Annotated in this window: 12 protein-coding genes; 3 read left to right on the top strand and 9 right to left on the bottom strand. The window is 65.5% G+C overall.

Features of this window, described 5'->3' with window-relative positions; all coding sequences use genetic code 11:
- Both ACPEH8_RS00060 and cyoA read right to left on the bottom strand, forming a co-directional pair.
- Nucleotides 1–1,222: cbb3-type cytochrome c oxidase subunit I (locus ACPEH8_RS00060; protein ID WP_423666142.1), on the bottom strand; the 1,222-nt coding region annotated here is incomplete at its 3' end.
- A gap of 8 nt (nucleotides 1,223–1,230) precedes the next feature.
- Nucleotides 1,231–2,307, bottom strand: coding sequence for a ubiquinol oxidase subunit II (gene cyoA, locus ACPEH8_RS00055; RefSeq protein ID WP_166472753.1), 1,077 nt, complete (start codon nucleotides 2,305–2,307; stop codon nucleotides 1,231–1,233).
- Between the two features lie 341 nt (nucleotides 2,308–2,648).
- Here cyoA and ACPEH8_RS00050 point away from each other — a divergent pair, with 341 nt between their 5' ends.
- Entirely contained in the window at nucleotides 2,649–4,670 is a 2,022-nt protein-coding gene (locus tag ACPEH8_RS00050; protein WP_423665681.1) for an acyltransferase family protein, read from the top strand.
- A gap of 78 nt (nucleotides 4,671–4,748) precedes the next feature.
- Here the strand turns inward: ACPEH8_RS00050 and ACPEH8_RS00045 are convergent, their stop codons facing one another.
- From ACPEH8_RS00045 to ACPEH8_RS00025, 5 genes are read right to left on the bottom strand one after another with little or no spacing between them, the layout of a single operon-like run.
- Nucleotides 4,749–5,759 (bottom strand): 2-hydroxyacid dehydrogenase, encoded by a 1,011-nt coding sequence (locus ACPEH8_RS00045; protein WP_153164475.1) that lies wholly within the window; start codon nucleotides 5,757–5,759, stop codon nucleotides 4,749–4,751.
- Between the two features lie 58 nt (nucleotides 5,760–5,817).
- Nucleotides 5,818–7,806, bottom strand: coding sequence for a TonB family protein (locus tag ACPEH8_RS00040; protein WP_423665679.1), 1,989 nt, complete (start codon nucleotides 7,804–7,806; stop codon nucleotides 5,818–5,820).
- Nucleotides 7,803–9,215 (bottom strand): hypothetical protein, encoded by a 1,413-nt coding sequence (locus ACPEH8_RS00035; protein WP_423665677.1) that lies wholly within the window; start codon nucleotides 9,213–9,215, stop codon nucleotides 7,803–7,805. Before ACPEH8_RS00035 ends, ACPEH8_RS00040 begins: the two co-directional genes overlap by 4 nt.
- Nucleotides 9,216–9,219: 4 nt before the next feature.
- Nucleotides 9,220–9,975, bottom strand: coding sequence for a PP2C family serine/threonine-protein phosphatase (locus ACPEH8_RS00030; protein WP_411850327.1), 756 nt, complete (start codon nucleotides 9,973–9,975; stop codon nucleotides 9,220–9,222).
- 2 nt (nucleotides 9,976–9,977) lie between these two features.
- Nucleotides 9,978–10,658: a vWA domain-containing protein gene (locus tag ACPEH8_RS00025; protein ID WP_423665675.1), complete on the bottom strand. Its 681-nt coding sequence runs from the start codon at nucleotides 10,656–10,658 to the stop codon at nucleotides 9,978–9,980.
- A gap of 134 nt (nucleotides 10,659–10,792) precedes the next feature.
- Between ACPEH8_RS00025 and ACPEH8_RS00020 the strand changes: the two genes are divergently transcribed.
- On the top strand, nucleotides 10,793–11,266 hold the full coding sequence (locus tag ACPEH8_RS00020; RefSeq protein WP_423665673.1) for an alpha/beta fold hydrolase: 474 nt from the start codon (nucleotides 10,793–10,795) through the stop codon (nucleotides 11,264–11,266).
- A gap of 114 nt (nucleotides 11,267–11,380) precedes the next feature.
- On the opposite strand, the gene ACPEH8_RS00015 is transcribed toward ACPEH8_RS00020, so the two are convergent.
- A complete protein-coding gene (locus ACPEH8_RS00015) occupies nucleotides 11,381–12,316 on the bottom strand; it encodes an RHS repeat domain-containing protein (RefSeq protein WP_423665671.1) in 936 nt (311 codons plus the stop codon).
- An 820-nt stretch (nucleotides 12,317–13,136) separates the two neighbouring features.
- Between ACPEH8_RS00015 and ACPEH8_RS00010 the strand changes: the two genes are divergently transcribed.
- On the top strand, nucleotides 13,137–13,448 hold the full coding sequence (locus tag ACPEH8_RS00010; protein WP_423666140.1) for a GGDEF domain-containing protein: 312 nt from the start codon (nucleotides 13,137–13,139) through the stop codon (nucleotides 13,446–13,448).
- A gap of 225 nt (nucleotides 13,449–13,673) precedes the next feature.
- Here ACPEH8_RS00010 and ACPEH8_RS00005 read toward each other — a convergent pair.
- Nucleotides 13,674–13,943 (bottom strand): transposase (locus tag ACPEH8_RS00005; protein WP_423665669.1); only part of this gene is annotated, 270 nt, incomplete at its 5' end.

Raw genomic sequence — 13,943 nt, 5'->3', positions numbered from 1 at the left:
CGAAGTCGAGGGCCGGGATCGCCAGCATCACGCCGGTCATGCCGCCGATGGTGAAGGTGACCATGAAGCCGATGGTCCACAGCACCGGGGTCGTGAACTGCACGCGACCGCGGAACATGGTGAACAGCCAGTTGAAGATCTTCACGCCGGTGGGAATGGAGATGATCATCGTCGTAATGCCGAAGAAGGCATTGACGTTGGCACCCGAGCCCATCGTGAAGAAGTGGTGCAGCCACACGATGAACGACAGGACGCCGATGCACGCCGTCGCGTAGACCATGCCCTTGTAGCCGAACAGCGCCTTGCGCGAGAACGTGGCGATGACTTCGGAGAACACGCCGAATGCCGGCAGAACCAGAATATAGACTTCCGGGTGACCCCAGATCCAGATCAGGTTGATGTACAGCATGGCGTTGCCGCCACCGTCATTGGTGAAGAAGTGCGTGCCCAGGTAACGGTCCAGGGTCAGCAGCACCAGGGTGATGGTCAGCACCGGGAAGGCGGCGATGATCAGCACGTTGGTGACCAGCGCGGTCCAGGTGAACACCGGCATCTGCATCAGCTTCATGCCGGGGGTGCGCATCTTCAGGATGGTAATGAAGAAGTTGATGCCGCTCAGCGTGGTACCCAGGCCGGCGACCTGCAGGCCCCAGATGTAGTAATCGACACCCACCCCTGGACTGTATTCCTTGCCCGACAACGGCGGGAAGGCCAGCCAACCGGTCTGCGCGAACTCACCCACGCCCAGCGAGATCATCACCAGGCCCGCGCCCGCCACGAACAGCCAGAAGCTGAGCGAGTTGACGAACGGGAAGGCGACGTCGCGTGCGCCGATCTGCAGCGGCACCACGACGTTCATCAGGCCGGTGATCAGCGGCATCGCCACGAAGAAGATCATGATCACGCCGTGGGCGGTGAAGATCTGGTCGTAGTGATGCGGCGGCAGAACGCCCTCGGCACCGCCGGCCGCCATCGCCTGCTGCACACGCATCATGATCGCGTCGGCAAAGCCGCGCAGCAGCATGACGAAGGCGACAACGAGATACATCACGCCGATCTTCTTGTGGTCGACCGAGGTGAACCACTCTTTCCAGAGATAGCCCCACAACTTGAACTTGGTGATCAGGGCCAGCAGCAGCAGGCCACCGATGCCCGCGCCGATCAGCGTGGTGATGATGATCGGGTCGTGCGGGATGTCGGCAAATGTCAGTTTACCCAACAGATTCATGCTCATTCTCCCGAGCCGCCGTGGCCGGTGTGACCGGCGGCGGCGTGCTCGTCTGCAGTGTGTTCGGCATGCGCGTCGGCGGCGCCGGCCGCATGGCCGGCGTGCGCGTCGGCAGCGTCATGACCCTCGGCCATGCCCGGCATGGCGTGGCCTTCGTGGCTTTCGCCCTCGGCGCCGTCATGCTTCATGGCCTTGTGGTCGTGCTTCATGCCGTAGTGCTGGTTGTCGCCCATGTGCTTGGCGATCACCCAGTCGAACAGGCCAGCCTCGACGGTGCCGTAGTAGGTCACCGGGTGCCAGTCGTGGTTCTTCTCGGCGCCCAGCACGTTGAACGCGGCCTTGTCCAGGCTGCCACGCTCGGCACGCACCTTGGTCAGCCACGCCTGATACTGCGCGTCGGTCACCGAGTGGGCACTGAAATGCATCTTGCTGAAGCCCGCGCCGCTGTAGTGCGAGGACATGCCCGGGAATTCGCCGGTCTCGTTGGCGATCAGATGGAGTTTGGTCTCCATCGCCGTCATCGAGTAGATCATGCTGCCCAGGTGCGGGATGAAGAATGCATTCATCACCGAATCGGACGTGATCTTGAAGTTCAGCGGGGTATCGACCGGGAAGGTGATCTCGTTGACCGTGGCGATCTTCTCTTCCGGATAGATGAACAGCCACTTCCAATCCAGCGAAATGGCCTCGATCACCACCGGCTTCTTGTCGGAAACAAGAGGACGGTACGGATCCAGCGCGTGCGAGGAACGCCAGGTAAGGACCGCCAGCACCAGCACGATCATGCACGGAATCGACCACACCACCACTTCGATCGCGGTGGAGTGCGACCACTTCGGCTCATAGCGGGCCTTGGTGTTGGACGCACGGTACTTCCACGCGAAGGCCAGGGTCATGACGATGACCGGCACGACGACCAGCAGCATCAGCACGGTAGCCGTGATCAGCAGCGTCTTCTCATCGTGGCCGATCTGGCCCTTGGGGTTGAGGATGGCCGAGTTGCAGCCCGTGAGGAACACGGACAACGCAAACAGCAGGCCCGGACGCAAAAAGCGTCCAAGGGGTTTCAACGGAATCATCGGTCGATCCAATTGCGTAGGGAATGCAGGTCAGGCCCGCCCCACCCCGGCCAAAGCCGGTTGTGCCGGTCCAGGGGGACGGGCACAGGGACGTTCTTGTCAGCCCTCTAATTTTAGGCCGTCACGCACCATTTAAGAAAGGCATTGACAATGATCCAGCGCAGAAAAGCCCTGTTTTGGGCTGCGACACGTTGTCGCACCGCGCGCAGGGCGCCCGGATCGGGGGCCGGCACCTCCACTCCGTTCAGGTATAGACACGTTGTCCAGCCCCCTATGAACGGAGTCGATTCTTCCGCCGACTCCCGGCTACAATCTTGACGCTTTGTTAACAGGGGACCCCGATGCACCACCAGGATGCAGCAACCTCCGTTGCTGCCAACGCGCATGGACCATACCGCGCAGACATCGACGGCCTGCGCGCGATCGCAGTCGTGGGCGTGCTGCTGTATCACGCATTTCCGACACTCCTGCCCGGCGGTTTCGTCGGCGTCGATGTCTTCTTCGTCATTTCCGGCTTCCTGATCACCCGGGTGATCCTGGATGGGCTGGACCAGTCCCGCTTCAGCATCGGCGACTTCTACGCCCGTCGCGTGCGCCGCATCTTCCCGGCCCTGCTGCTGGTCCTGGCAGCCTGCTTCGCGTTCGGCTGGAAGACCATGCTGGCCGAGGACCTGGCCCATCTCGGCAAGCAGACCGCCGGGGGCGCCGGGTTCATCGCCAACCTCGTGCTCTGGAGCGAAGCGGGCTACTTCGACATCGCGTCGGCCAGCAAGCCGCTGCTGCATCTGTGGTCGCTGGGCATCGAAGAGCAGTTCTACCTGGCCTGGCCGCTGCTGCTGTGGGCGGCCTGGCGGATGCGCCTGCCGCTGATGCCGGTCATTATTGCCACCGCCGTCGCCTCCTTCCTGGTGAACCTGCACTATCAGAACGGCAATCCGAACGCCGCGTTCTACTCCCCTCTGTCGCGGGCCTGGGAACTGATGATCGGCGGCATGCTGGCGCACTGGAGTTCGGCGCAGGGTGCCCGTGAGCGGACGTGGTGGGCGGCCCGCCTGAGCCGTTCCGGCGTGGCGATGCCGGCCGAGACCGCGGCGCGGGTGCGTGCCTGCGCTGCATGGGTGGGCGTGGCCCTGCTCGTGATCGCGATGCTGAGCATCCGGTCGACCATGCCGTTCCCGGGCGTGCGCGCCCTGCTGCCGACCTTGGGCACCGCACTGCTGATCGGCGCGGGTCCGTCCACCCCGGTAGCGCGCTGGATACTCTCCAGCCGGCCCTTCGTGTGGATCGGCCTGATCAGCTACCCGCTGTATCTCTGGCACTGGCCGCTGCTCACGCTGGCCCGCAATGCCTACGGCGACCTGAGCACGCTGGACCGCGCCGGCCTGCTGCTGGCCAGCGTTGTCCTCGCCTGGCTCACCTGGCGCCTGGTCGAGCGGCCGCTGCGCTCCTCGCGGCGCGGCGGCCTCAAGGTCGCCGCCCTGCTGGTGGGCATGGCCATCATCGGCGTCCTCGGCTACAAGACCTGGAAGAACGCCGGGTATCCGTCGCGCTATCCGGAAATCATCCAGCGCGCCACCGAGTACGACCTGGAGGCGTATCGCGCCGGCCTGCGCAACCACATCTGCTTCATGGAGATGGGCGAGAACGCAGACAAGTACGCGCCCGAATGCGTGGATCAAGGCACCCAGCCGCTCTGGGTGCTGTGGGGTGACTCGTCTGCGGCATCGCTGTACACCGGCATTCGTGGTCTGCAGCAGCGCAGCGGGAAGATGCGCCTGGCGCAGTTCACCTCGTCGGCGTGTCCGCCGATGGCCGGTTTCGCAGGTCCCAATCCGGCCTGCACCTACAACAACGACTGGGCCTTGGCGTCGATCGCGCGGCTCAAGCCCGACACCGTGCTGATGGCGGCCATGTGGCATGAGTATGACAAGGCCAATCTGCCTGCCACGCTCGCCCGCCTGAAGGCGCTTGGTGTGCGCCGCGTGGTCATGCTGGGGCCGCCGCCGTCCTGGAAGGACACCCCGTCGCGGATCGTGTTCAATCTCTGGCGCGATGACCCGCTGCATGCCACCCCGCCGCCGCGACTGGATTACACCAAGTACGGCATGGGCCAGGATGCCGCTGCCGGTGGGGCCGATTACCGCACCGCCACGGCCGAAGTGCTCCTGCGCGATCTCGCCAAGCAGACCGGCGTGGAGTACATCTCGCTGACCGAGGTGCTGTGCAACGAGGATGGCTGCCTGACCCGCTCCGACTCCAAGAGTGGTGAGACGTTCTACCTGGATATCGTGCACCTCACGCCGGCCGGCTCGCGTTTCACCGCAGACCTGATCGCCAAGCAGTTGCTGCAGGACTCGCCCTGACGCCTGACGCACAGGCACCCGTTGTCCCGACGCACGCGGCCGCTCCGTCACTGGAGCGGCCGCGTGCGTTCTGCGGGGCTATCCGGCAGGCGGCGGAACCGCGTTCGGGCATGGCGTGCCTGCCGCGAAATGTCCCAGATTGCGCAGCGTGATCTGCGCGATCTCCTGCAGCGCCTCGGCGGTGAAGAAGCCCTGATGGCCGGTCACCAATACGTTCGGGAAGGTCATCAGGCGCTGGAACACCTCATCGTCAATGATCTCACCGGAGCGATCCTGGAAGAAAAGCGCGCTTTCCTGCTCGTATACGTCAATGGCCAAGTGGCCGAGATGGCGCGACTTCAGCGCATTGATCACCGCGTGGGTATCGACCAGCCCGCCGCGCGAGGTGTTGACCAGCATCGCACCAGGCTTCATCGCCGCCAGCGCGGCCGTGTCGATCAGATGATGGGTCTGCGGCGTCAGCGGGCAATGCAGTGACACGATGTCCGAGCGCGCCAGCAGCACCTCCAGCGCCACGGACGCACCGATCGCCTCGAAGGCGGTGGACGGACACGGGTCGTGGCCCAGCACCGTGCACCCCATGCCGTGGAAGATCCGCGCGGTGGCCAGGCCGATCTGCCCGGTGCCGACGATACCCACCGTTTTGCCATGCAACGTGCGGCCAAGCAGGCCATCGAGCATGAAATTGCCGTCGCGCACACGGTTGTACGCGCGATGCGTCTGGCGATTGAGCGTCATGACCAGCGCCAGCGTGTGTTCGGCCACCGCCTCAGGGGAATACGCCGGCACGCGCGCCACGAACAGGCCCAGCCGCTGCGCCGCAGCCACATCGACGTTGTTGAATCCCGCGCAGCGCAGCAGCAGCGCGCGCACGCCCTGGGCATGCAGCGCCTCCAGTACCGCCGCATCCAGACGATCGTTGACGAACACGCAGACCGCTTCGCAGTCCTGCGCAAGCGCCACCGTGTGTGCATCCAGCACCGCGTCGAAATACAGAAACTCAAAGGCCGCCCGCGCATCGTCGCGCACGTTGGCGGCATCCAGGGACTGGCGGTCGTAGGGGCGTGCGCTGAAAACGGCGATCTTCATCGGGAGCTCGGTGAGTGGGCCCCTGCCACGATAGCGCGGAAGCGCGTGCCCGGGCCGCTCAGATTCCCGCGTTGAAGGTCACCGGGATGCGCAGCGTGATCTCCTCCACGTCCGTCACGGTCCGCGTCGGGGTCACATGCCAGCCGCGCGCGGCCTCCAACGCCGCGCGGTCGAGCTCGGGGTGGCCACTGCTCTCGGCTACGCGCGCGTCCAGCACCCGCCCGCCGGCGGACATCCTGAGCACCACCACGACCCGTCCCTCGGGCCGTTCGCCCCCCTGCATCGCGGGATAGCGCGGCGGATGGCGGCGCGCCTGCGCCGACAGCTGCGCCCCGAGCGACTGCGCCGGATTCAACTGCGGCGGCGGCGGCGTGGTACCGACCGGGAACGGCGCGACATCCTCCCCGGGAGGTGACGCCTGGACCGCGGCAGGCGCCTTGAACACGACCTCGACGCGCCTGCGCTCGCCGCCCTTGGGCACCTTGGTGGCGCTTCGCCAGTCGCGCGCGCCATGTCGCGCCGCCTGGTCCAGGTCCGGGCTGCCGCTGCCGGTCTCGATCAAGACCGACGTCACCTGCCCGTCCTCCCAGACATCGAGCACCAGCACCGCACGCGTGTCCGTGACGATACCCGGCGGGCGCAACGGGATGCCTGGTGGCGTCACCTTGAATCCGGCGGCGGCCAGATCAACCTGCACCTCGCCACGATCGCGGCGCGGCATCGGCGCCGGCGGTTCGGGCGGCGGCCGCAGTGCCAGTCCCGTACGCTCGATCAATAATCCAGCCGGCGGCATCGCCCGCTCGGCATGCACGTCGTGACGCGGCGTGCGCCCGGTCGGCACCTCGATCACCCGCTCGGCGCGCGGCACCGCATCCGGCCCCTGTGCACGCGCGGGATCGGCGGCGGGCGTCCCGATCAACAAGGCCGCACGCGACGCCAGAATGTCCCGTCGGGTCGACGACCCGCTCCCGGCCAGCGTGGACATGGTCAAGACATCGCTGCCCAGCATCAGCGTGTTCACGTCGAATGCGCCGGCATCGGCGCCGACCATGCGCTCGCGCCCTTCGAGCATGCCGGCGATCACCAGCGCGCCCAGCGACAGCTCTTCGTCCTTGTCCACCACCGTTGCCGCGTAGGCTTCCCACAGCCGCCGGTCCATCGGCGCATAGGCGAACAGCACCTCCTGCAGCGCATGGACCCGCCACAACCGTCGCTCCATCGCGGCATCGGACTCGGCATCGACGGCCGCGTCACGGCCCAACCACCGCGATACCGCCAGCGTCCTGAGATCGATCGCCATCAACCGCAGCGGCACGTTGATGTTCGACGCAGACTGGTCCCACATCTGTTCCAGCAGTTCCACCTGCCGCGCTTCCAGCGTCTGGATCTGCTCGGCGGAGGCCGGATCCGGGGCCGGGGCCGGCACGCGTCGTCCGCGCGCATCCCGACCGCCGACGTTCAGCTTGCCCAGCGCCTCCACGGTGTCGTTGTAGGCCAGCCGCAGGCGCTCATAGGCGGCCGCATCCTCCGCCACCCGGGGCGGGTTGCGCGCCCAACGGTGCAGCTCCTCAAGCAGCGCATCGGCGCCCTGGCGATCACCGCGCGCCGCGGCCCGTGCGGTCTCCTGCACCTTGGCCACCATCTCGCGTTCGAAGTGGGCGCGCGAGTACCAGTGCGGCACGCGGCCATGCTGTTCCGGCGCGTCCTCGGCCCGTTCCACCGGCGCGGCGTTGCGGGCGGCCCGTTCCGGCGACAGGCCGGTGACAAAGAAGATCAGGAAGAACACGAAGCCCAGACCACCGCCGGCGAGCAGATAGCTCAACGCGCGGTCCTGCCACGCCACGCGCAGGAACGACAGCACCGACACCGTGCCGCCCAGCAGCACCGCCGTGCGGAACGCCGCGCGGCTGTCGCCGAGCGGGCCGGTGGCCAGCAGGTTGCCCACCCAGGCGATGGCCCCGTACACCAGCGCGCCCGTCCAGCCCCAGAACGGCGACAGCCCGATGAAGACCACCACAGCGATGATCAGGATCGCGACGACCTTCATGGCCGTCTGCTCAGGATCAGCACCGGCACGAACAGGACGAAGGCCAGGATCGCGATGCCCAGCATGACCAGATGTATCCCCAGCGGCAGGCCGTCGGCCATCGCCGGCACCGCCAGGTCCGCATAGCGCCGGAAGGCCGGCATGCCCCACCCCATTACCCAGCCCAGCAGCAGCGTGCCGATCACCGCCATCGCGGCCCGCGTACCGATGCCGGGCAGCGTGCTGGCCGTGCCAGCCTGACCTGCCGGCGCCGTGTGTCCGAGCGGTGCCCTCGGAGCCGCAGCGACGTGACCCGTCGGGCGGCGGGCGGGTTGCCGCCGCTTGCCACCGTTGCCGTCTTTGCGCCGCGACTTCGCCTTGGCCGCGCGCGCACTACCGGCCAGCAGCGCCGCACGTGCGCAAGCCGCGCACGGCATGCCGGCGAAATGCTGATGCGCGGCATCCCGGCTGCATTTCACCAGGTGCCCTGCACTGCGCCGCGCGTAGTCCAGCAGCAGCGTGGCCCATTCCTGCGCCGTCGGCCGGCGGCGCGCCTCGGTCGAGAACGCGCGGTCGAACAGCTCGCGCAACGCTGCCGGAAACGCCTCATGGCCGCTTACCGGCGACGGCAGCATCTGCGCATGCGCCTTGCGCCCGTATGGGTACAGGTTCGCGGCGATCCGCCCTGGCAGGTCGCTGGGCAGCGCCGCCCCCTTGGGCCGCCCCGCATAGGGGTGCAACCCCGAGTTGAGCAGCTGGAACACCATCACCGCGAGCGCGAAGCGATCCTGCGCCTCTTCGGCACCGGCGCTCACGCCCCGCTGCTGGAACTCGGCCGCCAGGTAGTCCGGTGTGACCTGCCCGGCCGGAAACCGCTCGCCCTTGCCCTGGATGCTGAAGCCATCGCAATCGAGCATCGCGATGTACAGCGTCTCGCGGTAGAACCGCACGTTGAGCGGCTTGAGGTCCACGACATAGTGCTGGCGGCGGTGCAGCGTTGCCAGCATTGCCGCCAGATTGGCGGCCAGGGTCATTTTCGCGCCAAGCCCGGTCGGCAGGCCTTCCGCGCGCGCCTGGCGTTCCTGCAGGACATGCTCCAGGTCGCTGGTGGCCGACACGTCCAGAATCGGCATGGTGAACCCTATGAACTGCCGCGCGCGGTCGCGCAGCAGGCTCACCGGCCAGGCGATCTGCACCAGCCGCTGACCGTTCTCTTCCACCGCCGGCAATTCCGGCTGCAACTCCAGCATCGCGCGCAGCTTGCGCTCGTACACCGGCGCATCCTTGCTGGAGTGGTACAGCTTGGCCACTTCCTGCGGCCGCTCCTTCAGCAGGAACACGCTGCCGGCGCCACCGCTTTTGAGCAGCCGCCCCAGCGTCAGCGGTGTGCCGCGCTGGTCGTAAATCGTGTCGCCGCTGCGCGTCGGCATCGGCTCAGGCCGGCAGCGCCACGAGCAACGTCTTGTCGTCGCCGGTGATCTGGTCGGTCCGCGGGTCCGCCAGCGTCGCGTGCAACGCGTCGCTGCCGTGTTCGCTGTCCACGCCGGCGAGATAGCGGAGTACTGGTGCAATGAAGGGCGGGAACAGGCTGTCCCCTGCGCGCGTCATCGCAAACGGCTGCACGCCGTCGGACATCAGCACCAGCGCCTGCACATCGCCCTCGAAGCGGGTCAGCCGCAACTGCTCGCGCCAGTTCGCACCGGTCACGAACCAGGTCTCATTGGCGTATTCGCCATTGGCCGGCAGCGAGACCGCATCGGCCATGCCGCCATTGAAGGCGCAGGCCGCCACGCCATCGCCGACGTGGAAGAACCAGCCGCCGCGCGCAGTGGCGATGGCCCCCACCAGCGTGCAGGCGTGATCGGAGAGCGTCAGCCGCTGCGCCGCCGCCACTGCCGCCAGCTGTTCGCGCGCGTCGTCCACAGCGGCTTCCAGCATCGCCCGCAGTACATCCACCGTCATCGCCAGCGGTTCATCGCCCAGCGTCGGCGCCCGGCACACCGCCTCGACCACGCGGGCGGAAAAATGCCGCGCGCCGACGTCGCTGTGCGCCGCCGAGCCCGCGCCATCGCAGACCACCGCCACCACCATCCCGCGCACGCATGCCGATGCGAAGGCATCCTGGCAGGGTTGCCCGCGATCGAGATGGGAACGCCCCGTGGCCGATGCGGCCATCACGCGCCAGGACATGGTCAGACCGGTACTTGCGACCAGCTGTCCGTCGCCGGCAGCTGCACCTGGCCGCCGGGCGTCGAGTTGGACACCACGCGCATGCTCGCGCTGAGCCACAGGAACAGTTCCTTGAACTGCAGCCCCTGCAGGCGCTTCACACCGCGCTCGCCATTGCGGCTGAACTGGCCAAGCACCCCCATATCGGCGTCGCCCACGGCAATGGGGAACACCGCCACCTTGTTCTGCTGCTCCGCATCGCGGCACTGCGCGGCCACCTCTTCCCACGCATCGGTGGGCTGGCCATCGGACATCAGGAACAGCCAGGGCCGCGTGTACGCCACGCCCGCCTGCCGGAAGCGGGACTTCTCGTCCTCGATCTCCTGCAGCGCCAGCTCCACGGCAGCGCCGGTCGGCGTGGTGCCATTGGCCACAAGCTGCGGCGCGGCGAAATCCATTGCATCGCACCAGTCGCCACTGATCGCAGCGTTGTCCATGCCGCCGTACTCCACCAGCAGCACGCGCACGCGCTTGGCCGCGATCACGTCGGCCTTCAATTCCTGCTCGAGCAGCTTCAGGCCTGCGTTCAACTGTTCGATCGGGCCGCCGCCCATGCTGCCGGAGCAGTCCAGTACCAGGATCAGCGGCGTGCGCTGCTCACTGTTGTCGACCAGCGAAACGTCGGGGATTGCGGCAATGGACATGGCGTCGAGCCTCCGTGCTCTTGGATCTGCGGAATATGTGAGGCGATTATAGGCCCGTCGGCACCATCCGATAGACCCCGCCCCCGCCTCTCCCCTACCATCGGGCCCTTGTGCGACGCGATGGGCAGATGTGCTTGAACAGCTTCAGCAGCTTCAACGGCCGCCGCAGCGGCAATGGAAAAGACGTCGCCATCCTCTCGCATGGCTTCGGCACCGACCAGAGCGCCTGGACCGCACTGCGGCCCTGGTTCGAGGCACGCTATGACGTGATCTCCTTTGATCTTGCCGGCTGCGGGCCATTGGGCGCTGACGCTTATGACACCGAGCGGCACGGCTCGCTGTTCGGCTACGCCGACGACCTGCTCGACATCATCGACGAGCTCGACCTGTGCAACTGCACCTACATCGGGCATTCGATGAGCGGCATGATCGGCGCAGCCGCCTCGGTGGCGCGACCGGATCTGTTCGAGCGCATGGTCATCATCGGCGCCTCGCCCCACCATCTCGACGACGACGGCTACACCGGCGGCTTCCAGCCGGATGACCTGGAGAATCTGTTCGAGAGCATGCGCGCCAACTATCAGGCCTGGGTGGCGGGTTTCGCCTGATCGGCAACCCGGTGTTTGACTTTATCAGCCGCACTCACCCTCTACTGCGCTTTGACCGAAACCCCATGCGGAAACCCGGCTTTCTCCGCCTTGACGGCTTGAGCTGCAAGCGACTCAGCGCTCTCTGCGCCCCTTTCCAAATCGGACAAAGAAGCCTGCCGCCTTGACCCCGCTCTTTCCACCCGGGGCACGGGACATCACCGCGCCCACAATCATGCCCTTGAAATCGCCATTCAAGGCGTCTGCGACAGTCCCCAACGGGCTTCCTATCGTGTTCAGGACCCAACTTGGCTCCCCTTTCCACGCCTGTTCAAACTCAGCCTCCGTCATGCACGCCCCCGTGCTTGTATAGCAGCGGCCGTCAGGGTCCGTGAACCTGTAAGGGTTGCTCGCAGCATAACGATAGCGATTGAACATTCCGACAGGATTCTCGTGAGCCGTCACCGGATCCACCGAAAGGAACACCCCCAACTGCGGATCCATGTACCGTTGCTGCATGTAGCTCAGCCCGGTCTCGCCGTCCATCACATGCCCAGTATAGCCCGGCCCATCCACCACTTTGCCTATCGGCGCACCGTACGGCTCGTAGTGGGTACGCTCGATCACCTGGCCGGATTGATTGGTGCTGGCAACCGGACTGCCGAGCGCATCGGTGTGCAGATAGGTGATGTTCGCGCTGGACGGCGTGTAATCGCGGCGAGCGATCAGGCTGCCCGCCAGATGGACGTACTCCCGCCCCAGGCCCTTGCGTCCATCCCTCTGGAACAGCAGCCGTTCGTCCTGGGCGTATTGCGAAAGAATGACGCCGGTTCCAGGGGCGGAAGCCACGATGCGACGCCCCAGCGCATCATAGCGATAGCTCTCCTTGCCGCTGACTTCACGCAGCCGGTTGCCATAGTCAACACTATGGTTGAGGCCGTTCTTCAGCTTCAGGTTGCCCTGCGGGTCGTAGCTGAGACCGATAAGCGTGTTGCCCGCTCCGTCGCGCACATTGGTCAGCCGGTTGCGGGCGTCATACCGGTAGCGATGGTCTTTGACTCCCGGCAGCATCCAAGGGGTTCACCCCAGTTGTTCCGCACTGGATGCGAATTGTCCGCGACTGTGGACTGCTTGAGCACCGTTAGCTCGGCCCAGGAAGGAACACCCTCCTTATCAATCAGTTCCGAAGGCACCCCAAACAAAAAGCCCCGACCAACGCCGGGGCTTTCTGCTGAACTGGTGCCGGAAATAGGAATCGAACCTACGACCTACGCATTCATATATCTACCCGCGCGTACTCGTCCGCAGGGAACTGCCAATTTTTGGGGGCGCCACGAGGAAACGACATCGAAAAGGCACCCGGAATGTCGACAGCTACTGCACTGAATACCTCTCCGCCGTCCTTTGAACGGAACTCTATTCCCGCATCGACAAGGATGCCATCCCGTTGCCACCGAAGGATGCTGATCTGGCCTACCACAAAGCCCACCAGTTCTGAGAGGCCAACCTGATTCCCATCGCTGACGGCACTTGGTGCCAAAGCAAGATTGATCGTCCCGTACTCATCCCAGCCACGAACCAGAGTGCTCGATGAAGTAATTTCAAGTGAGTACCCAGAACTGAACTCCAGGCAGGCCCACCACGCAAGGTCCGAGCACTGAGTAGCAGGAATGCAGCAACGCGTTACTTCCGCCCCACGCAACAAATCAAGTTGAACGAAAGAATCCAGCCCCTCAAGCTGCGCTGGAAGGTAGAGCGATCCATCAGCCAGACAATCAATCGTAGTGAAGGGTTTCATGTGGTTTATTTCCGTTAGCGGGAATGTCGATGCTCTTCCAACCTGAACTCTTGGTGTCGCGCCCGAACACGCCGTTCTCTCCGATTTTAGCTCCTGGCAGAGCGCTGCATCCCTCCCAACCGGCGCCACTTTGAAGAACGCTCGGCGCAGATCATCGCCGCAGGGGAAGCCACCGGTCATTTGGTGGCCGTGCTGATGGTCGACGTCGACGATCTCAAGAAGATCAACGACAGCCACGGCCACCCTGCGGGCGATGAGGTGCTGAAGATAGTCGCCAAGCGCTGCCGGGAGGCGCTGCGCGAGCGCGACCTGTTCGCGCGCTTTGGTGGGGAGGGCCGCCACGACCATCGAGATCGGCGATACCCGCATCAATGTAACGGTGAGCATCGGCGCCGCGCTGGGTGAGGCGCTGCCGGGGAGTGACCAGCCGCTGCTGGCCGAGTTGATCGCGCGCGCCGATTAGGCGCTTTACCGAACCAAGGCGGGCGGGCGTAACAGGGTTAGCATGGCATTGGACTGGGGGAAAGGGACATCGAGTGAAGCGCACCACGATCGCTGGAACTACTCCGCGTCAGAGGAGGCGCCGCCGAGCTGACAACAACTGTAATAACCCACCGTTTTCTGCTCAGGTCATGCGGTTAATGTGGCGGCATGAGCCGCGTCTGGGGTCATCATCTTCAGCGCCTGATGTGGGCGCTGTTGGTTGTAGAAGCCAATCCAGTCGCCAATGATCCGCAGGGCATGGACTTGGCTCTCAAACCGGTGTCGATGCGCGCACTGCTCCTTAAGCGTCCGGATCACGCGCTCCACCATCCCGTTCTGCTGCGGGCAGTGCGGTGTGATGAATTCCTGTTTCAGGCCGTAACTGCGCACCAGGCGCGTGTAGTCACGGCTGGTGAA

The organism is Stenotrophomonas sp. NPDC077461, assembly GCF_049545475.1.
Classification (GTDB): domain Bacteria; phylum Pseudomonadota; class Gammaproteobacteria; order Xanthomonadales; family Xanthomonadaceae; genus Stenotrophomonas; species Stenotrophomonas nematodicola.
This window is presented reverse-complemented; position numbering and strand designations above follow the sequence as displayed.